Origin of the sequence: Pseudomonas sp. PDM02 (assembly GCF_014852285.1) — a bacterium.
Taxonomy (GTDB): domain Bacteria; phylum Pseudomonadota; class Gammaproteobacteria; order Pseudomonadales; family Pseudomonadaceae; genus Aquipseudomonas; species Aquipseudomonas migulae.
In genome coordinates, this window is record NZ_JACVBL010000004.1 from 241,207 (window position 1) to 260,952 (window position 19,746).

A 19,746-nucleotide genomic window follows, 5' to 3' on the forward strand; every position below is an offset into this window, starting at 1 on the left:
CTTGTAGTATAGGTGGCATTACGCCGCTGTCTTGTGCCCCATAAATCACGCCTTTTGGCGGATGGGTCGAACTTGAAACAGGGACTGCAGATCGCCTTTACTGGATTCAATCACCCGGAGGAACGCGATGATGACTGAGCGCCACATGGTTCATACGGAAACGCTGTCGAACGATTGCAGCATCAAGGTCAAGGCCGAGATCCTGCGAGACGGTTCGTTGGGAATGTTCATCGGGGTATACCGACCCGATGGCTCGGCCATTGAGGAGAATGATCACCCGGCGTTGCATTTTCTCGACATGGAGGCCGCGATGGAGTGGGGGATCGAGAAAGCCAAGGATATCGGCAATGGCCAGCGGACGTTGTAGGGCCTGACTCCGGATGTGCGGTATGCCGGGCCCCGTGATAAAGGGGAGCTGACTGGCGGGCCTTGCCATAAAAAAGTCAAAAGAGTACAAATGTACTCCATGACGACTTTAACTCCCCGCCGTACTGCCATCCTGACGTTTATCCGTGATCGAATCGCGGAGCACGGTCAGTCCCCGAGCCTCGCTGAAATCAGCGAGGCCTTTGGTTTCGCCTCCCGTAGCGTGGCGCGCAAGCATGTGCTGGCGCTGACCGAAGCCGGTTTTATCGAGGTCAATCCGCATCAGGCCCGAGGCATTCGTTTGCTCGGGCAACCGGCGCGCCCCGAGCTGCTGGACATTCCGGTCCTCGGCCGGGTGGCGGCGGGGGCGCCGATCGGTGCCGATGCCGAGGTGCACAGCCGCTTGCTGCTCGACCCGTCGATCTTCTCCCGGGTGCCGGATTACATGCTGCGGGTCCAGGGGGACTCGATGATCGAGGACGGCATCCTCGATGGCGACCTGGTGGGCGTGCATCGCAATCCCGAAGCGCTCAATGGCCAGATCGTCGTGGCGCGGCTTGACGGCGAAGTCACCATCAAGCGTTTCGAGCGGGTCGGCGATGCGGTGCGCCTGTTGCCGCGCAACCCGGCCTATAAGCCGATCATCGTCGAGGCCGATCAGGACCTGGCCATCGAAGGGGTGTTCTGCGGTCTGGTGAGGCAAGGGTGATGGGCGCCGTCGTTGCGCTGGACACGCTGTTCAATGGCGGCCAGGTCTGGAAGGGCCGGCCTGCGCCACCAACGGTCAGCCCGCAACCCACCGGGCATGTGGCGCTGGATGCGGCGTTGCCCACTGGCGGCTGGCCGGAAGCGGCGCTGACCGAAATCCTCCTGGCCGGGCAGGGCGTCGGCGAGTTGCAACTGGTGTGGCCGGCGCTGGCGCGGTTGTCGGCGGCCGGTGAGCGCATCGTGCTGGTGGCGCCGCCGTACGTGCCGTATCCGCAAGCCTGGCAGAACGCCGGGGTTGATCTGCGCCAGTTGTCGATCATCCAGGCCAGCGAGCGCGATGCGCTGTGGGCGGCGGAACAATGCCTGCGTTCGGGCAGTTGCGGCGCAGTGCTGTGCTGGCCGCACAAGGCGGATGACCGCGCCTTGCGGCGCTTGCAGGTGGCGGCGGAAACCGGCTCGACCCTGGCATTCGCCTACCGCTCGATCCATGAAGCGATCAACCCGTCACCGGCCGCGCTGCGCATCGCCATCGATGCCAGGCCTGCACAATTGCGCGTGCTCAAGTGCCGGGGCGGGTTAGCCCGCTCGGCGCCGATTGCCTTCCCTGTGGGGCATTGAGGTTGCCATGCGCTGGGTGTGCATTCTCTTCCCGCAATTGGCGCTGGACGCGGTACTGCGTCAGCGCCCCGATCCCGATGAGCCGCTGGCGCTGCTGACCGGTTCGGCGCAGCGTCGGGTGTTGCAGGCGGTCAACGCTTCGGCGCGGGCGCTGGGCTTGCGCCCTGGCATGTCGATGACCGCCGCACAGGCCTTGAGCAAAGACTTTGTCACGGCGGAATACGACGTGGCCGAGATCGAGCACTGGCAGCAGTTTCTCGCGGCCTGGGCCTACCGCTTCAGCTCCCAGGTCAGCGTGCATTACCCGCGTGCGGTGGTGTTTGAGATCGAGTCCAGCCTGGGATTGTTTGGCGACTGGCCGCAATTCGAAGCGCGCTTGCGCACCGAACTCGGCGAACTGGGCTTTCGTCATCGGATTGTTGCCGCGCCGAACCCGGTGGCGGCGCGGGTATTGGCCAATGCGTATGACGGTCTGGTGGTGCCGGACGCTCAAGCCTTGCAGCATCATCTGGGACAATTGCCTGTCGACCGGATCGCTCTGGAGCCGGCAGTGGCCACGGCATTGTCGCGCATGGGGTTGCGCACCTTGAGCCAAGTGCAGGCGTTACCGCGACAGAGTCTGGCACGGCGTTTCGAGGCTCAGGTGCTCAAGCACCTGGACGCGCTGTCTGGCGAACGACGGCTGGCGCTGGCGTTCTACCTGCCGCCGGACCGCTTCGATGTGCGCATCGAACTCAATTTCGACGTGCAATCCCATCAGGCGCTGCTGTTTCCGTTACGTCGGCTGACCGGCGATCTGTCGGCGTTCCTGTGCGGCCGCGACAGCGGTGTGCAGCGTTTTGACCTGCATCTGGAACATGCCGGCTTGCCGGACAGCGTGATCAAGGTCGGCCTGCTCAGCGCCGAGCGCGATCCGGCGATGCTCTTCGAACTGGCCCGAGGGCGGCTGGAACAGGTTCAGGTCGAGGCGCCGGTGCGCGGTTTTCGTTTGCGCGCCGAAGACTTGCCGGCCTTCGTTCCGCAGTATCAGGAGCTGTTCGATGATCGTCCGCAGCAGTCCTTGCCCTGGGAACAACTGCGCGAACGCTTGCGCGCGCGGTTGGGGGATGACGCGGTGCAGGGCCTGCGGTTCCAGGCCGATCACCGGCCGGAGTGCGCGTGGCAGGCCAGTGCCGAGAGCCAGCGCTGCGCGGTGATGCCTGGCGTGCAGCGTCCGGGCTGGTTGCTGACGGAGCCGCAAGCGGTACACGAAGGTTCGACGCGCATCCTCATGGGGCCGGAGCGCATCGAGTCCGGTTGGTGGGACGGCGCCGATGTGCGCCGCGACTACTACCTGATCGAAACCCGTTCCGGCCAACAGGGCTGGGCCTATCGTACGGTCGGTGAGGACGGCCCGTTGTGGTTGCAGGGGTGGTTTGCATGAGCATTGATTATGCCGAGCTGCACTGCCTGTCGAACTTCAGTTTCCAGCGTGGCGCCTCCAGCGCCCTCGAACTTTTTCAGCGGGCGAAAAAACTGGGCTATCAGGCGCTGGCGATCACCGACGAATGCACGCTGGCGGGCATTGTCCGCGCCTGGCAAGCGGCCAAATCCGTGGAGCTGCCACTGATCATCGGCAGCGAAGTGCGCATCGAGAACGGTCCGAAACTGGTGCTGCTGGTGGAGAGCCTTGAGGGCTACCAAAACCTGTGCCGGCTGATTACCCGGGCGCGGCGTCGTTCGCAGAAAGGCCGGTATCAGGTGCTGCGGGAGGATTTCAGCGAGCCTTTGCCGGGGCTGTTGGCGTTGTGGGTGCCGGATGCGCCGGATGATTTTCAAACCGGTCACTGGCTGAAGCAAGCCTTCGCCGAACGCCTGTGGCTGGCGGTCCAGTTACATCGCGGCCAGGACGATACCGGGCGATTGAGTGCGTTGATGACGTTGGCAAGGGAGCTGCGAATCCCGGCAGTGGCCAGCGGCGATGTGCACATGCACACGCGCGGGCGGCGCGCCTTGCAGGACACCATGACCGCAATCCGTCATCACCTGCCGGTGGCCGAGGCCGGGTTGCGCCTGCACCCCAACGGCGAGCGCCATCTGCGCAGCCTCGACGTGCTGCAATCGATCTACCCGCAAGCATTGCTCGATGAAACCTTGACCATCGCCCGGCGTTGCACCTTCGACCTTGGCCAGTTGCGATATCAGTATCCCCGCGAACTGGTGCCCGAAGGCCAGACGGCCTCGTCCTGGTTGCGTCATTTGACCGAAGAGGGGATCACATGGCGCTGGCCAAAAGGCCCGCAAGCCAAGGTGCTCAAACAGATCGACAAGGAACTGGAGCTGATTGCCGAACTGGGCTACGAAAGTTACTTCCTGACGGTTCACGACATCGTCCGGTTTGCTCGTGAGCAAAAAATCCTCTGTCAGGGCCGTGGTTCAGCCGCCAACTCGGCGGTGTGTTATGCCTTGGGAATCACGGAAATCGATCCGGATCGCACCACGCTGTTGTTCGAGCGCTTTCTCTCCAAAGAGCGCAACGAGCCGCCGGACATCGACGTCGATTTCGAGCACGAGCGACGCGAAGAAGTCTTGCAGTACGTGTTTCAGCGTTATGGCCGGACCCGTGCGGCGCTGACTGCGGTGGTCAGCACCTACCACGCGGCCGGCGCGGTACGCGATGTGGCCAAGGCGTTGGGTTTGCCGCCGGACCAGATCAATGCCCTGGCCGATTGCTGCGGCCACTGGAGTGATAAAACACCACCGGTGGAGCGCCTGCGTGAAGGCGGTTTCGATCCCGAGAGCCCGGTGTTGCACCGGGTGCTGAGCCTGACCGGGCAACTGATCGGTTTCCCCCGGCACCTGTCCCAGCACCCGGGCGGCTTCGTCATTTCCGAACAGCCGCTGGACAGTCTGGTGCCGGTGGAAAACGCCGCCATGGCCGAGCGCACCATCATCCAGTGGGACAAGGACGATCTGGACGCGGTCGGTTTGCTCAAGGTCGATATTCTTGCGCTGGGCATGCTCAGCGCCATCCGCCGCTGCTTTGATCTGCTGCGACGGCACCGCAACCTTGATTTAAGCCTGGCGACGATCCCGTCCGAAGACCCGCAAACCTACGACATGATTGGTCATGCGGACACCATCGGCGTGTTCCAGATCGAATCCCGGGCGCAGATGTCGATGCTGCCGAGGCTTAAACCCCGGAAGTTTTATGACCTGGTGATCGAAGTGGCGATCGTCAGGCCGGGGCCGATCCAGGGTGGCATGGTGCATCCGTACCTGCGACGGCGGAACAAACAGGAGCCCGAGACTTACCCGTCTCCAGAATTGGAAGCGGTACTCAAGCGCACGCTCGGCGTACCGCTGTTCCAGGAGCAGGTGATGCAGATCGCCATCGTTGCTGCCGACTACAGCCCCGGTGAAGCCGATCAATTACGCCGTTCCATGGCCGCCTGGAAACGCCATGGCGGACTGGAACCACACAAGGATCGCCTGGCCGCCGGAATGAAGAAAAACGGCTACACACCCGAATTCGCCGCGCAGATTTTCGAGCAGATCAAAGGCTTCGGCAGCTACGGATTTCCCGAGTCCCACGCCGCCAGTTTTGCCTTGCTGACCTATGCCAGTTGCTGGTTGAAATGCCACGAACCGGCGGCCTTCGCCTGTGCGCTGATCAACAGCTGGCCCATGGGTTTCTACAGCCCGGACCAGATTCTGCAGGATGCGCGCCGGCATCATTTGCAGATCCGCCCGGTGGACGTGCGTGCCAGCGACTGGGATTGCAGCCTCGAACCCGTCATCGGTGCGCAGCCGGCGATTCGCATGGGGCTGCGGATGATCAAGGGCTTTCGCGAAGATGATGCGCGGCGTATCGAAGCCGCGAGGTCCAAGGGGGCGTTTATCGACATCGCCGACCTCGGCGGACGGGCGCGGCTCGATGCCCGTGCGCAGGAGCAACTGGCCGATGCCGGCGCGTTGCGTGGGCTGGCCGGTGATCGTCATCGAGCACGCTGGGAAGTGGCGGGGGTGCAGAAGCAATTGGGCTTGTTCGCCGGTTTGCCGAGCCAGGAAGAGGACGCGGTGGCATTGCCCAAACCCACGGTGGGCGAAGATCTGCTGGCGGATTACAACAGTCTCGGCACCACCCTCGGCCCGCATCCACTGGCCCTGTTGCGGGGTGAGTTGAAAGCCCGGCGCTGTCGCAGTTCGCGGGAGTTGCTGGACGTCGAGCATGGCCGCCCGGTCAGCGTCGCCGGGCTGGTGACCGGTCGGCAGCGTCCGGGCACGGCCAGTGGCGTGACTTTCGTCACCCTTGAAGACGAGTTCGGCAACGTCAACGTGGTGGTCTGGCGTGACCTGGCTGATCGGCAACGGCAGGTGTTGGTCGGCTCGCAGTTGCTCAAGGTCGACGGGCGCTGGGAGAAGGAAGGCGAGGTGCGGCATTTGATTGCCGGACGCTTGAGCGACCTGAGTCCGCTACTGGATGGCATCAACGTACGCAGCCGGGATTTCCATTGAAGGATCATGCCGTTAATTTTCTGCACAACACCGAACCTGTAGGAGCCGGCTTGCTGGCGAAGCGGTGGTGGCCATGATGGCGCCATCGCCAGCAAGCCGGCTCCTACAGGTTGTGGTGACTTTCTGATTATTTAGCCTCTGGCCAAAACCGTTCGCCACCGCCCGGCGCATCCGTCCACGCCTGCAACGACCGGGTCGGCAAATCGAAATAATCCCGCGTACGCGCGTACCCATGCCCACCCATTCGCCCGATCGCATCGAGCCCCAATTGATCGATGTACAGGGTTTTCGGGTCGATCAGTTCATCCCGCACATGCGCCATCAGCACTTCACCAAAAATAATCTCCCGCGACTGCCCGATGGACAGCGCCATCATCCGTCGGCATTCCAGCGCCACGGGCGCCTCGCCGATCCGCGGGCATTTGACTGTGGTGCCGGGAATCGCAGTGAGTCCGGCGGCGGTCAGTTCGTCGAAACCAGGAGCGAAAGGCACGGCGCAGACATTCATCGCTTCCACCAGCGCATCACTGACGATATTGACGGTGAATTCCTGATTGAGCTGGATATTGCGCGTGGTGTCCTTGGGGCTCTGGTCCCCATAGTTTTCCACGCCCAGTGCGAGGATCGGCGGGTCGGCGGACAGCGCATTGAAGAAGCTGAACGGCGCGGCGTTGATCCGTCCTTCGCCATCAATCGTGGTGACCAGCGCGATGGGCCGAGGCACCACGCTGCCGATCAGAATCTTGTATTTGTCCCGCGCACTGAGGGTGCTGAAGTCGAAGCTTTGCATGGGCAGAAATCTCTAAGGAAGGGGATCAATCGCACTCAGCGGCGCTTGTGCGCTGTAGTCATCGGCGAACGGGATGGCCGGTTTGAACAGGCTTTTCCAGTCCGGTCGGCCGAAGGCCCGGTCGCTGTGGCTGCGCATCAGTGTTTCGAATTGTCGTTGGGCCTGGCGTTGCAGGGCGGGGTAGTCGACGCCTTGAACCTGCCCGTCCTGCATCACGCAGCGGCCGTCGATGTAGCTGGCGATGCAGTCATCACCGCGTCCGGCGAGCACCAGGTTTTTCAAGGGGTCGAATAGCGGCCCGAGGTGCAGACCGCGAAGGTTGAACACCGTGATGTCGGCCTTGGCTCCCGGTGCCAGACGACCGATGTCGTCACGCCCCAAAGCCTTGGCGCCCCCGAGTGTGGCCGCGTTGTAAAAATCCAGGGCGCTGGTCAGCGAACCGCCGCCCTCCATCAAGCGAGCGATGTTCAACCCCTGACGCATGTTCTCCAGCAGGTCCGCCGGCCAGGTGTCGGTGCCCAGCGCAAAGTTGATGCCCTTGGCCCGATAGCGTCCGAACGAGTTCAGCGCCTCGCCGTCCCGGGCAAACACCACCGGGCAATGCACCAGGCTCGCGCCGCCATCCACCAGCCGTTGCAGGTCTGCATCACCTTGGGTGTAAATGCCGTGGGGCAGCAGGCTGCGCGGGGTCAGCAGGTTCAACTGCTCCAGCCAGGCCAGCGGCGAAACGCCCCGCAACTGGTCGACCATCGCCACTTCGCCGAGGCCCTGACAGCAATGCAAGCGCATCGGCGCATTCAGCTCGCGACTCAGTGCGGCAGTGCGTTGCAACAGCGCCGGGGTGCAGGTCTGGATGCGATCCGGCAGCAGCGCGCCGCGAATCAAACCGTCATGTGCACCGTCGAAATCCTGGAAAAAACGGGCCGCAGCGTCGAGCCCGGCCAGGCCCCGCGCTTCATCCCAGTGATGCCCGAGGCTGCCATCGGCGCGCCAATAACTCATGCCACTCATGTAGCAGGGCCCGAGGTAAGTCCGCAGTCCCAGCTCGGCCGCCACGCCAGCCACCGCAGAAAATTCGTCGTAGGTCTCGGCCCACTCGCGGTAATACATCGAGGTGATCGGCATGGCGGTGGTGATGCCGTTGCGGATCAGTTGCGTGAAGGCGTAGCGGTATTTGAAAACCTCTTCATCCGCGCTGTAACTCTCCCGTGGACCTGCCGCCAGATAGTCCTCGGACCACATCCGCCCCATGTCGCGTTCTTCGCAGTTGTCCAGCGTCAGCACCGTGGAATCGAGGTCGCCGAGTGCATCCAGATCGATGAAGCCGGGACCGATCAGCGCGTTGCCGTAATCGATCCACTGATCCACCGGCCCCGAATAACCACGCCCGACAAACACAATACGTGAGCCCTCGAACACCACTTCGCCGTCGCGCCACAGCACATGCTGCGTGCCGTCGAAACCGACCACGCAGCTGCTTTTCAGGGCGATGCGCTTCACAACCGGCTTTCCAGCAGTCGACCACCCGCGGCAATCAGCTCGCCGCGCCGATAGACCTGTCGCAGCGGCCGCGACACCACGGCTTCACCCAGCGTCTGCACCGGCATCAACAGGAAGTCCGCCGGTTGACCGAGCTCCACGCCATAATCCTCGCAGCCCAACGCCAGCGCACCATTCACCGTCGCCGCTGCAAACGCCGCCGCCAGTTCCTCGTCCTTGTTCAAGTCGAAACGGAACGCCAGCAGCATCGCCCGTTCCAGCATGTCGCCGTTGCCCATGGGCGACCAGGCGTCGCGGATGCCGTCCGAACCCAGGCACACGTTCACCCCGGCCTCGCGCAACGCCAGGAACGGCGGCACCGCACAATCGGCCGGTGCCGAACTCATCAACGAAATGCCCAACGCCGCCAAGCGCTCGGCCACGGGTTTGACCTGGCTCCAAGGCAACATCCCGAGGCAATAGGCGTGGCTGATCATCACTCGGCCATGGCGCCCGAAATGCTCGGTGTAATCGGCGATCAGCGCGATTTGCCACAGGCCCAGTTCACCTTTGTCGTGCAGGTGAATATCGACACCACGGTCGAATTCACTGGCCAGTTTGAACACGAAATCCAGTTGGGCGACGGGGTCGTTGTCGATGCCGCACGGGTCGAGCCCCCCGACGTTTTCCACGCCCAGGGCCATGGCCTCGCGCATCAGCTCGGCGGTGCCGGGGCGGCTGATCAGGCCGGTTTGCGGGAATACCACCAGTTGCAGGTCGATCAGGTCGCGGTAGCGTTCGCGCAGTTGTTGCATGGCTTCGACATGACGCAGGCCGAAATCCGGGTCGATGTCGACGTGGCAACGCATGGTCAGCGAACCACGGGCGATGCAGTTTTCCAGCAGGGCACCGGCACGCTCGGCGATGGGGCTCTGAACTTCACGCAGCACGCGGCGCTCGTTGGCGATGTAGTCCTTGAGCGTCGGGCCGGCGCTGTTCGGGCGCCAGGGTTGGCCCCAGAGGGTTTTGTCGAGGTGGACGTGGCTTTCCACCAGGGCCGGGGTGAGGAGCTGGTTCTGGCCGTCGATGTCGGTGGCATTCAGTGGCGCGGACGATGCCGGGCGGCGTTGTTTGAACAGGCCGTTTTCGATCAGCAGGTCTTCAGCGGTGGAACCGTAGGGCCGCACGTTGCGCAGCCAGCGGGGGTGATTCATTTCAAACCTCGAGTTTTGTGGTGTTTGGGCGGGCCTCTTCGCGGGCAAGCCTCGCTCCTACAGGTCCTGCGCTGCTCTTGTAGGAGCGAGGCTTGCCCGCGAAGGCCGCAACTCGGTCTCAAGCCGAGCAATCAGCCCTTGAGCTTCGACCAGATCCGGTCCTGCAGCTCACGCGCCTTGTTGCTGCACTCTTTCTCAGGGCGCAGGCGCGAGGCGAACTCGTCGGGCATGTTGATCGCGTCCATCACCCGCCATTTGGCGTCGATCAATTTGTCGCTCTGAATGCCGTTGGCATAGGCGATCGCATTGGACACGGCGGCGGCGTTTTCCGGTTTCATCATCCAGTCGATGAAGATCTTCGCGTTGCCGGGGTGCGGCGCGCTTTTCGGTACGGCGAAGTTGTCCTGGAACATCGCAAGGCCTTCGCGCGGATACACGTACTTGATGCTGCTCTTCTGCAACGTGGCCCGGGCGGTGGAGCCGTTCCAGTTTTGCATCATGATCACTTCACCGGAGGCCATGCGGTCGACGGTGTTGTCCGAGCTGTACATCTTCAGGAACGGTTTCTGCTTTTGCAGCAGTTCCAGAATGCGCTTGGCGTCCTGTGGGTTTTCGCTGCATTCGTCGACGTTGAGATAGTGGCTGGCGGCGTTGATCACGCTGCTGGAGGTGTCGAGTGCGGCGAGCTGGCCTTGCAGTTCCTTGCGTGGCTCGAAGAATTCCTTCCACGAATCGTCCAGTTTGCCGCCCGGCACGCGTGCGCTGTCATAGGAAAACCCGGTGGTGCCCCACAGGTACGGCGCCGAGAACTTGCGGCCAGGGTCGAAGCTCGGGTCGCGGAACGCCGGTTTGACGTGCTGGAAATTGGGCAGGGCCGATGCGTCGATTTCCAGCAGCAGGTTCTGATTGATCAGCGTGCGCATGATCGACTGCGACGGCACGATCACGTCATACGCCGCACCACCGGCCTGCAACTTGGCGAGCAGGGTTTCGTTGCTGTCGTAGCCGTCCATGGTGACCTTGATGCCGGTCTCCTTTTCGAATTTGGCCAGCAGGTCCACCGGGTAGTAATCGGTCCAGTTGTAGAAGAACAACTCCTTGGGCTCGGCGGCCTGTGCGCCGAACGCCGTGAAGCAACTCAGGGCCAGACCGGTGACGGCGAAACACATGTTTTTCATTTTCATGTTTTTGTGCGCTCCAGGATTTATTGGTTTTTGCCGCGCTGTCCCAGCCAGAAGGCCAGCACCACCAGCACGATGGAAATCACCAGCATCAGGGTCGAGATCGCGTTGATCTCCGGCGTCACGCCGGCCTTGATCGCCGAGAAGATGTACACCGGCAAGGTCGTCGAACCCGGCCCGGCGACAAAGAACGTCATGATGAAATCGTCGAGGCTGACCACGAACGCCAGCACCGAACCGGACAGCACCGCCGGCCACAGCAACGGCAACGTCACCCGGCGAAACACCTGCCACGGGTTGGCATACAAATCGTTCGCCGCCTCCAGCAGGCTTTTGTCGAGATCATTGAGCCGTGCACGAATTGGCAGGTACGCGAAGGGAATGCAGAAGCCGATGTGCGCGACAATCACCGTCAACAAACCGAGCTTGATCCCCAGCGCCATGAACAGCAGCAGCGTGGCAACAGCGGTGACGATCTCCGGCAGGATCAGCGGCAGGTTGATCCCGCCCTCGACCATTTTCTGCCCGTAGAACGGCCGGTAAGTCGCCAGCGCCGCGAGCAGCGCAATGGCCGTGGCGCAGACCGTGGCGATGCTGGCGACGATGATCGAGTTCAGCGCTGCGGTCTGGATCGACGGGTTGGCCAGAATCCGCCCGTACCAGGCGAACGAAAACTCGGTCCACACCGTCGCCGAGCGGTTGGCGTTGAAGCTGTAGGCGATCAGCACGAAGATCGGTACGTACAGGTACGCGAGGATCAGCAGGCTGACTTCGCGGGTCAGCGGCAGTTTTTTCAGGTGCAGGGCGATCATGCGGTGGCTCCCCGACGTAGAGTTTTGGCGGCGCTGCGGCTATAGAGGGCGTAACCCACCAGCGACAGCAGCAGAATCCCCAGCAACAGGAACGACAGCGAACTGCCCAGCGGCCAGTTGCGCGCGGTGCCGAACTGTTGCTGGATCAGGTTGCCGATCATCAGCGTCTTGCCGCCGCCGAGAATCGCCGGGGTGATGAAGGCGCCGAGGCTCGGCACGAACACCAGCAGCGCGCCGGCAATCACACCGGGCATCGACAGCGGCAGGATGATTCGCTTCAGCGCGTGCCAGCGGTTGGCGCCCAGGTCGTAGGCCGCTTCCACCAGGCGCCAGTCGAGTTTTTCCAGGGTCGAATAGATCGGCAAAATCATGAACGGCAGGAAGCTATAAACCAGCCCGACGCTGACGGCGAAGTCGTTGTAGAGCAGGGTGATGCCGCCCGCCTGCGGGAACAGCGTGTTGAGGCTCTGCGCGACCCAACCGTGTTCGCGCAGGATGATCAGCCACGCGTAGTTGCGGATCAGCAGGTTGGTCCAGAACGGAATGGTGATCAGCAAGACCATGAGGTTGCGCCGGCGCGGGGTCAGGCTCGACATCCACAACGCCACCGGGAAGCCGAACAGGAAACACAACAACGTCGTGCCGCCGGCCTGGAACACCGAGCGCAACAAGGCTTGGGCGTAGACCCAGTTCAGCTCCAGTTCACCGTCGAATCCTTCCTGGAAAAACAGCTGCACGTAGCTTTGCAATTGCCAGTTGGCTTGCCAGTCGACGCCGCCGTAGACGTTGCGCGGCAACAGGCTGATGTAGCCCATGATGCCCAGCGGAATGGCGATCAGTGCCAGCAAAGTCAGAACCACCGGGCTGAGCAACAGCGCGCGGTTGAGAGCGGGGGAAGTGCTGCTGACGCTCATCTCAGGCCTCCATCAACAAGCAGGCGTGAGGCGGCAGATTGACCGCGACACGATCACCCACCGCTCGGCCACGGTTCAGGCCTTCGTTGTTCTCGCGCAGCATGACCTTGATGTCATTGTTCAATCGGCACTGATAAAGCGTCGCGGTGCCGACATACAACACCGCTTCGATCACGCCGCGCAGGTGATGAGGCTGCCCGACGTCGACCAGTTGCGAGCGCTCCGGGCGGAACGCCAGTTGCACGTTGTTGCCGTCGAAACCCTGGGCCGGGCAGGGGATCTCCACCGGCATGCCGCTGGGCACGAAGAGCTTTTCGTTCTGCTGGCCGCGCTTGAGATGACCGGGCAGGAAATTGATGTCGCCGATGAACTGGGCGACGAACTGATGCTGCGGCCGTTCGTAAATATCGTTGGGGGTGCCGATCTGCAGGATCTTGCCGGCGGACATCACGGCAATGCGGTCAGACAGGGTCAGGGCTTCTTCCTGATCGTGGGTGACGAAAATGAAGGTGATCCCGGCTTCCTTCTGCACGCGCTTGAGTTCGACCTGCATCTCTTTACGCAGCTTGAGGTCGAGCGCCGACAGGGGTTCGTCGAGCAACAACACTTTCGGTTTTGGCGCCAGGGCGCGCGCCAGAGCCACGCGTTGTTGCTGGCCACCGGACAACTCGGCGGGTTTGCGCCTGGCCAGGTGTTGCATTTGCACCAGCGCCAGCATCTCATCGACACGCCGAGGAATAACCTTGTGATCAAGGCCCTGCATCTCGAGCCCGAAGGCGATATTCTGCGCGACGCTCATGTGCGGAAACAGCGCATAGCTCTGGAAGACGGTATTGACCCGGCGCTTGAACGGCGGCAGGTCGTTGACCGGTTCGCCGGCGAGACGGATCTCGCCATCGCTGACGTGTTCGAAACCGGCGATGGTGCGCAGCAGGGTAGTTTTGCCACAGCCGGACGGGCCGAGCAGGGTGAAGAATTCGTTGTCGGCAATGTCGACTGACACGTTGTCGAGGGCTGGAGCCAGCCCCGGATCGTCGGAATACCGCTTGGAGACGTTACGCACTTCGATAGCTATTGGTTGACCCATAATGGTGCAATCCTCTAATTATTGTATGCAATATCTGGATGCAATCTACAAATAACCGGATTAATCTGCTCGTGCAACCCCCTTTTTCAAAGGCTGCTCATCGCCTGGGGCCGGTTGTTTAGCGCTAAAGGAGTGTTGAGATGACCGAGAAGAAACTCGAGACCACGGTCGACCGCGTCTACCAAGGGGTTTACGAGGCGATCAGCAAGCGTTCGCTGCGTCCTGGCATGAAGCTTGGAGAGACTTCGCTGGCCGAACTTTTTAATGTCAGCCGAACGTCGGTTCGTGCCGCGCTCAAGCAATTGGAGGCGGATGGATTGGTGACGACCGAGCCCAATAAGGGTGCATCGGTGTCGTTGCCCAGCGATGAAGAGATCCGTTCGCTGTTTGAAACGCGACGCCTGATCGAGATCGGCATCGTCACCGAGCTCTGCCGGCGTCGTGACACCGCCGTGACCCGGGACCTGCGCGATCACCTGTTGCTCGAGGATGAAGCGCACCGCAATGGCGACCATGAACGGCTGATCCATCTGCTCGGCGAGTTCCACATCAAACTCGCGCAAAGCCTGAACAACCCGGTGTTGCTGGACTGGTTCCGCAAACTGATCTCCCGCGCCTCGCTGTACGCCGCCGCGCTGGACGACGACAGTCACGAAGCCTGCCGCGACGATGAGCACCTGCGCTTGATCGAGTACATCGAGGCCGGCAACCAGAGCGCCGCCATCGAACTGACATGCATCCATTTGAACGGCATCGAGAAGGCGATCCTGGACGTCGCCGCCACGTTGAAGACGGGGTATCACCCGCTCAAACACCTGATCGAGGTGTAGCCACAAAACCTGAATCTGAAGTTGCACCTTGTGGGAGCGAGACCGGCTTGCTCGCGATGGCGTCGTGTCAGCCGACATCATTGTTGAATGTCAAATAGCATTCGCGAGCAGGCTCGCTCCCACAGGGATCTGTGGTGGGCAAAGATTGCCGTCAGAATCAGCTAACCTCTATGAAACCATTGGCATCCGCAGTGCTCGAAACAAACGGGCGCCAATAACAGGACACAGAGCCAGTCGATGCAGTTTCTAGACGATAGCCACGGGTGTGCTGGATGGAACGGTGAAATGGCCGGACGCATCCGTGCGTTCGACTGGCGTCGCACTGAACTGGGAAGCCTGGAGACCTGGCCCGCCAGCCTGTGCAGCGCGGTGCAATTGCTGCTCGCGTCGCCGCTGCCGATGGTGATGCTCTGGGGCCGCCCCGGCTACATGATCTATAACGATGCGTACTCGTCGTTCGCCGGTGGCCGACATCCTTATCTGTTGGGCTCTCCGGTGGAGCTGGGCTGGCCGGAAGTCGCCGAATTCAATCGTCACGTAGTCGACACTTGCCTGGCGGGCGGCACGTTGTCCTATCGCAACAAAGAGCTGGTGCTGTTGCGCGACGGCGTCCCCGAAAACGTCTGGCTGGACCTCTATTACAGCCCGGTGGCGAATGACGAGGGGACGCCGGCCGGGGTCATGGCGATGGTGGTCGAAACCACGGAGCATGTGATTTCCGAACGCCGGCGCCAGGAGGCCGAAGACGCCTACCACGCCGACAATGAACGGGTGCGGCTGGCGTTGAACGCCGGTGCCTTGCTCGGCTCGTTCGTCTGGGACATCAAAGGCAATCGGCTCTCCGGCGATGAACGCTTTGCCCGGACCTTTTCCTTCCCGGCCGAGCATGACCTGGGCAACCTGCCAACGGAGTTCGCCGAAGCGCGGATTCATCCCGACGACCGCAGTTGGGTCAATGAGCAAGTCAATCAATCCATCACCACCGGTGAGCCTTTCAACGCCGAATATCGGGTCCTGCGTCCCGACGGCAGTTACCTGTGGGTGCAGGCCAGCGGTTGCTGCGAATTCGATGAGCAGGGTGAGCCGTTCCGCTTTCCCGGCGTGTTGATCGACATCCACGAACGCAAGACCGCCGAAGAATCCCTGCTCAAATTCACCCGAAACCTGGAGCAGCGCGTCGCCGACGAAGTCGAAGCGCGGCTGGCGGCGGAAGAGCAACTGCGTCAGTCGCAGAAGCTCGAAGCCATCGGCGGTCTCACGGGGGGCGTGGCCCATGACTTCAATAACCTGCTGCAAGTGATCGCCGGCAACCTGCACCTGCTGGCGCGGCATGAACCGGACAATGCCAACGTGCAGCGTCGAGTCTCTGCGTCGATTGCAGCGGTGGAGCGTGGCGCGAAACTGTCTTCGCAGTTGCTCGCTTTCGCCCGCCGTCAGCCGCTGTCGCCAGCGGTCTGCGATCCACGACATATCTTCGAAGGCCTGGGCGAGCTGCTGCAACGGGCGTTGGGTGAAACCATCCAGATCGATGTGCGGTTGCCTCAAGCGTCCTGGCACATCAACGTCGATCGAAACCAACTGGAAAACGCCATTCTCAATCTCGCGATCAATGCCCGTGACGCCATGGCGGGCGAAGGCACCATTGAATTGAGCGCCGAGAACGTTACCCTCGACCGCAAGTTTTGCGCGGGCAAAGGTATTTCGCCTGGCGATTACGTGCGCGTCGCCGTGGCGGATACCGGCCTTGGTATGCCACCGCAAGTGCTCGCGCAAGCGTTTGAACCGTTTTTCACCACCAAGGCCGATGGTCAGGGTACGGGGTTGGGGTTGAGCATGGTGTTCGGCTTCGTCAAACAGAGTGACGGGCACATCGAGATGTCCAGCGTCGAAGGACAGGGCACTCGGGTGCAGCTGTATTTTCCGCGCAGCCTGCGCCCGTTGCTCAGTGAAACAGCGACCCATGACACGCAGCAACGCGGTGGGCATGAAACCATTTTGGTGGTCGAGGACAATGAAGCGGTGCGCGCTTCGGCGGTGGAATTATTGAGCGAGGAGGGCTATCAGGTCCTGACCGCCGCCAACGGTGATGCCGCCATGCAGATGTTGCTCGAAGGCGTGGTGGTTCAGCTGATTTTCACCGACGTGGTCATGCCCGGCCTGATCAAAAGCTCGGACCTTGCCGCCTGGGCCAAAGTGCAAACGCCACCGGTGGCCGTACTGTTCACGTCCGGCCACACTCGTGACATTATTTCGCGCAATCACCAGCTCAGCCCCGATACCTTTTTGCTGAGCAAACCCTATGGTCCCGAGGCGCTGACCCGAATGGTCCGCACCGTCCTCAACGGCTGAACCCCGATCCAATTGTAGGAGCGGCCGGGCGGCGTTCCGTTTGCTGGCGATGGCGTACTTGAAATCGCCATCGCCAGCAAGCCGGCTCCTACAGTTTGGATCTGCGTAAATTCCTGGCAATGCGTTAATCCTTCGAACTTTTTGATCAAGGCCACCTGATGACTTCAAAGCGCACCTCCAATCCTCCTTCCGGCATGGTCAGGGTACGCGGGGCCCGTGAACACAACCTCAAGAACATCGACGTCGATATCCCCCGTGATGCGCTGGTGGTGTTCACCGGCGTCTCCGGTTCCGGCAAGTCATCCCTGGCGTTTTCGACCCTGTACGCCGAAGCGCAACGCCGTTATTTCGAATCCGTGGCGCCGTATGCGCGGCGTCTGATCGACCAGGTCGGTGTGCCGGATGTCGACTCCATCGAAGGCCTGCCGCCAGCGGTCGCCTTGCAACAACAACGGGGCACGCCGAGCACGCGGTCTTCGGTGGGCAGCGTGACCACGTTGTCGAGCCTGATCCGCATGCTGTATTCGCGCGCCGGCAGCTATCCGCCGGGGCAACCGATGCTCTACGCCGAAGACTTTTCACCGAACACGCCCCAGGGCGCCTGCCCTGAATGTCATGGTTTGGGCCGGGTCTATGAAGTCACCGAAGCGCTGATGGTCCCGGACCCGAGCCTGACCATTCGCCAGCGCGCGGTCGCTTCCTGGCCCACGGCGTGGCAAGGACAGAACCTGCGGGACATCCTCGTGACCATGGGCTACGACGTCGATAAACCCTGGCGCGACCTGCCGAAAAAGCTGCGCGACTGGATTCTTTTCACCGAAGAAACCCCGACCGTTCCGGTGTATGCCGGGCTCACACCCGAAGAAACCAAAGTCGCGCTCAAGCGCAACATGGAGCCGAGTTACCAGGGCACCTTCACCGGTGCCCGGCGCTACATCCTGCACACGTTCACCCACTCGCAAAGTGCGCTGATGAAGAAGCGCGTCTCGCAATTCATGCTCGGCAGCCCTTGCCCGCTGTGCGACGGCAAGCGCCTGAAACGCGAGGCGTTGTCGGTGACCTTTGCCGGTTACGACATCGGCGAGTTGGCGCAAATGCCGTTGCTGCAAGTGGCCGACGTATTGAAACCAGTGGCGGCGCACAGTTACCTCGACCAGGCCGATGAGGCGGGCGAGGTCTTGACCCACGAGCAGACCCGCGAGGCCCGTGAGCAGCGAGTGGCCCACGGCGCCAGTGGTCACGCCCATGCACCGGATGTGCGCCACACGCCGAACCTGTCGGTGGAAAAACGCCTGGCCGCGCAACGCATCGCCCAGGATTTGCTGGAGCGGGTCAGCACGTTGACGGACCTGGGGCTCGGTTACCTGGCACTGGAGCGCAGCACGCCGACGTTGTCGTCCGGCGAATTGCAGCGCCTGCGCCTGGCGACGCAATTGGGTTCGCAGTTGTTCGGGGTGATTTACGTGCTGGACGAACCGTCGGCCGGTCTGCACCCGGCGGATGGCGAGGCGCTGTTCGAAGCCCTGCAACGTTTGAAAGCGGCGGGCAACACGCTGTTTGTGGTCGAGCATGATCTGGAAACTATGCGCCGCGCCGACTGGCTGATCGATGTCGGGCCGGCGGCGGGCGAGCATGGCGGCCGGATTCTGTACAGCGGTCCACCGCAGGGCCTGGCCGACGTGACGCACTCGCAGACCCGCGCTTACCTGTTTGCCGATCAGGTCAGGCTGCCGCGAGCCAGCCGCAAGCCGGCCGATTGGCTACGGCTGGAAGGCATCACTCGCAACAACCTGAATAACCTCAGTGTCGAGTTTCCGCTGGGTTGTTTCACCTCGGTGACCGGCGTGTCGGGTTCCGGTAAATCAAGCCTGGTCAGTCAGGCGTTGCTGGAACTGGTGGGCGCGCATCTCGGGCGCGCCGCCAGTGACAGCGAGGCAGAAGAGTTGAGCCTTGAGGACGATGCACCGCAAGTCAGTGGCGGTCAGGTCAGCGCAGGGCTGGAGTCGATCAAGCGGCTGGTGCAAGTCGATCAGAAACCGATCGGCCGCACGCCGCGCTCTAACCTGGCGACTTACACCGGGCTGTTCGACAACGTGCGCAAACTCTACGCCGCCACGCCCGAGGCGCAAGCCAAGGGCTACGACGCCGGTCAGTTCTCCTTCAACGTCGCCAAGGGTCGCTGCCCGACCTGCGAAGGCGAGGGTTTTGTCAGCGTCGAATTGCTGTTCATGCCCAGCGTCTACGCACCATGCCCGACTTGCCACGGCGCCCGTTACAACCCCGAGACGCTGGCGATTACCTGGCAGGGATTGAGCATTGCGCAGGTATTGCAATTGACGGTAGATGAAGCGGTCGAGGTGTTTGCTGAGCAATCGAGTATTCGCCGCTCACTGGAAGTGCTGCGCGATATCGGCCTGGGTTACCTGCGGCTCGGCCAACCGGCGACCGAGTTGTCGGGCGGCGAAGCCCAGCGCATCAAACTGGCCACCGAACTGCAACGCAACCAGCGCGGGGCAACGCTTTACGTGCTTGACGAACCCACCACCGGGTTGCACCCGCGGGATGTCGATCGCTTGCTCGAACAGTTGAACACGCTGGTGACGGCGGGGCACACGGTGATCGTCGTCGAACATGAAATGCGCGTGGTGGCCCAAAGTGACTGGGTGATCGACATCGGGCCGGGTGCAGGGGATCAGGGCGGCAAGATTGTGGTGGCGGGCCCGCCGCAGAAAGTCGCCAGCAGCAAAAAAAGCCGGACCGCGCCGTTCCTCGCCAGAACCCTCAATACCTAGCGCCAGGACGACGAACGGACACCGCTGGTCTGATAGGCGGTCGACAGAACCCGCCAACCGAGGCCATTCTGATAGTTGGTGAACGCAATCGATCGCGTTTGCCACCGAT

The 19,746-nt window shown here is 62.2% G+C and carries 15 protein-coding genes; 8 read left to right on the top strand and 7 right to left on the bottom strand.

The genetic code is table 11. The annotated features are described in order from the left end of the window. The first annotated feature begins 130 nt into the window (after positions 1–130). The 5 genes from IB245_RS09495 to IB245_RS09515 all read left to right on the top strand — a co-directional run bounded on the left by IB245_RS09495 (position 131) and on the right by IB245_RS09515 (position 6,189). Positions 131–367 carry a hypothetical protein gene (locus tag IB245_RS09495; RefSeq protein ID WP_032832733.1) on the top strand — a complete coding sequence of 79 codons (237 nt, stop codon included), beginning with the start codon at positions 131–133 and terminating at the stop codon, positions 365–367. A 90-nt stretch (positions 368–457) separates the two neighbouring features. Beyond that, positions 458–1,075, top strand: a complete 618-nt coding sequence (lexA, locus tag IB245_RS09500) for a transcriptional repressor LexA (RefSeq protein ID WP_008034491.1) — start codon at positions 458–460, stop codon at positions 1,073–1,075. After that, positions 1,075–1,692 carry a translesion DNA synthesis-associated protein ImuA gene (gene imuA, locus IB245_RS09505; protein WP_192227399.1) on the top strand — a complete coding sequence of 206 codons (618 nt, stop codon included), beginning with the start codon at positions 1,075–1,077 and terminating at the stop codon, positions 1,690–1,692. The genes lexA and imuA overlap by 1 nt, the downstream gene beginning before the upstream one ends. 7 nt (positions 1,693–1,699) lie before the next feature. Next, positions 1,700–3,115, top strand: a complete 1,416-nt coding sequence (locus IB245_RS09510; protein ID WP_192227400.1) for a Y-family DNA polymerase — start codon at positions 1,700–1,702, stop codon at positions 3,113–3,115. Continuing rightward, positions 3,112–6,189 (top strand): error-prone DNA polymerase, encoded by a 3,078-nt coding sequence (locus IB245_RS09515; protein ID WP_225609842.1) that lies wholly within the window; start codon positions 3,112–3,114, stop codon positions 6,187–6,189. The genes IB245_RS09510 and IB245_RS09515 overlap by 4 nt, the downstream gene beginning before the upstream one ends. Positions 6,190–6,316: 127 nt before the next feature. On the opposite strand, the gene IB245_RS09520 is transcribed toward IB245_RS09515, so the two are convergent. From IB245_RS09520 to IB245_RS09550, 7 genes are all read right to left on the bottom strand, one after another. Further along, positions 6,317–6,979 carry a flavin reductase family protein gene (locus IB245_RS09520; RefSeq protein ID WP_008031517.1) on the bottom strand — a complete coding sequence of 221 codons (663 nt, stop codon included), beginning with the start codon at positions 6,977–6,979 and terminating at the stop codon, positions 6,317–6,319. A gap of 12 nt (positions 6,980–6,991) precedes the next feature. Then, a complete protein-coding gene (locus IB245_RS09525; RefSeq protein WP_192227402.1) occupies positions 6,992–8,479 on the bottom strand; it encodes an amidohydrolase family protein in 1,488 nt (495 codons plus the stop codon). Next, complete coding sequence (locus tag IB245_RS09530) at positions 8,476–9,672, bottom strand: amidohydrolase family protein (protein ID WP_192227403.1); 1,197 nt, start codon at positions 9,670–9,672, stop codon at positions 8,476–8,478. Before IB245_RS09530 ends, IB245_RS09525 begins: the two co-directional genes overlap by 4 nt. Positions 9,673–9,803: 131 nt before the next feature. After that, positions 9,804–10,856, bottom strand: a complete 1,053-nt coding sequence (locus IB245_RS09535; RefSeq protein ID WP_192227404.1) for an extracellular solute-binding protein — start codon at positions 10,854–10,856, stop codon at positions 9,804–9,806. Between the two features lie 20 nt (positions 10,857–10,876). Continuing rightward, the gene (locus tag IB245_RS09540; RefSeq protein WP_092269384.1) at positions 10,877–11,665 is read right to left on the bottom strand and encodes an ABC transporter permease; all 789 of its coding nucleotides are present in this window, start codon (positions 11,663–11,665) and stop codon (positions 10,877–10,879) included. Next, complete coding sequence (locus tag IB245_RS09545; protein WP_008042584.1) at positions 11,662–12,579, bottom strand: ABC transporter permease; 918 nt, start codon at positions 12,577–12,579, stop codon at positions 11,662–11,664. The genes IB245_RS09540 and IB245_RS09545 overlap by 4 nt, the downstream gene beginning before the upstream one ends. A gap of 1 nt (position 12,580) precedes the next feature. Continuing rightward, the gene (locus tag IB245_RS09550) at positions 12,581–13,666 is read right to left on the bottom strand and encodes an ABC transporter ATP-binding protein (protein ID WP_192227405.1); all 1,086 of its coding nucleotides are present in this window, start codon (positions 13,664–13,666) and stop codon (positions 12,581–12,583) included. Between the two features lie 140 nt (positions 13,667–13,806). On the opposite strand from IB245_RS09550, the gene IB245_RS09555 reads away from it, so the two are divergent. From IB245_RS09555 to IB245_RS09565, 3 genes are all read left to right on the top strand, one after another. Further along, positions 13,807–14,496 carry a GntR family transcriptional regulator gene (locus IB245_RS09555; RefSeq protein ID WP_008031530.1) on the top strand — a complete coding sequence of 230 codons (690 nt, stop codon included), beginning with the start codon at positions 13,807–13,809 and terminating at the stop codon, positions 14,494–14,496. Positions 14,497–14,781: 285 nt separating this feature from the next. After that, the gene (locus IB245_RS09560; protein WP_192227406.1) at positions 14,782–16,845 is read left to right on the top strand and encodes a PAS domain-containing sensor histidine kinase; all 2,064 of its coding nucleotides are present in this window, start codon (positions 14,782–14,784) and stop codon (positions 16,843–16,845) included. Positions 16,846–17,003: 158 nt separating this feature from the next. Further along, positions 17,004–19,637 (top strand): excinuclease ABC subunit UvrA, encoded by a 2,634-nt coding sequence (locus tag IB245_RS09565; RefSeq protein WP_192227407.1) that lies wholly within the window; start codon positions 17,004–17,006, stop codon positions 19,635–19,637. Positions 19,638–19,746: the final 109 nt, after the last annotated feature.

Excerpts from the sequence above, each read along its gene's own strand:
- IB245_RS09495 (WP_032832733.1), top strand. The coding sequence starts at position 131 with ATGACTGAGCGCCACATGGTTCATACGGAAACGCTGTCGAACGATTGC.
- lexA (WP_008034491.1), top strand. The coding sequence starts at position 458 with ATGTACTCCATGACGACTTTAACTCCCCGCCGTACTGCCATCCTGACG.
- imuA (WP_192227399.1), top strand. The coding sequence starts at position 1,075 with ATGGGCGCCGTCGTTGCGCTGGACACGCTGTTCAATGGCGGCCAGGTC.
- IB245_RS09510 (WP_192227400.1), top strand. The coding sequence starts at position 1,700 with ATGCGCTGGGTGTGCATTCTCTTCCCGCAATTGGCGCTGGACGCGGTA.
- IB245_RS09515 (WP_225609842.1), top strand. The coding sequence starts at position 3,112 with ATGAGCATTGATTATGCCGAGCTGCACTGCCTGTCGAACTTCAGTTTC.
- IB245_RS09520 (WP_008031517.1), bottom strand. The coding sequence starts at position 6,979 with ATGCAAAGCTTCGACTTCAGCACCCTCAGTGCGCGGGACAAATACAAG.
- IB245_RS09530 (WP_192227403.1), bottom strand. The coding sequence starts at position 9,672 with ATGAATCACCCCCGCTGGCTGCGCAACGTGCGGCCCTACGGTTCCACC.
- IB245_RS09535 (WP_192227404.1), bottom strand. The coding sequence starts at position 10,856 with ATGAAAATGAAAAACATGTGTTTCGCCGTCACCGGTCTGGCCCTGAGT.
- IB245_RS09540 (WP_092269384.1), bottom strand. The coding sequence starts at position 11,665 with ATGATCGCCCTGCACCTGAAAAAACTGCCGCTGACCCGCGAAGTCAGC.
- IB245_RS09545 (WP_008042584.1), bottom strand. The coding sequence starts at position 12,579 with ATGAGCGTCAGCAGCACTTCCCCCGCTCTCAACCGCGCGCTGTTGCTC.
- IB245_RS09550 (WP_192227405.1), bottom strand. The coding sequence starts at position 13,666 with ATGGGTCAACCAATAGCTATCGAAGTGCGTAACGTCTCCAAGCGGTAT.
- IB245_RS09555 (WP_008031530.1), top strand. The coding sequence starts at position 13,807 with ATGACCGAGAAGAAACTCGAGACCACGGTCGACCGCGTCTACCAAGGG.
- IB245_RS09560 (WP_192227406.1), top strand. The coding sequence starts at position 14,782 with ATGGCCGGACGCATCCGTGCGTTCGACTGGCGTCGCACTGAACTGGGA.
- IB245_RS09565 (WP_192227407.1), top strand. The coding sequence starts at position 17,004 with ATGACTTCAAAGCGCACCTCCAATCCTCCTTCCGGCATGGTCAGGGTA.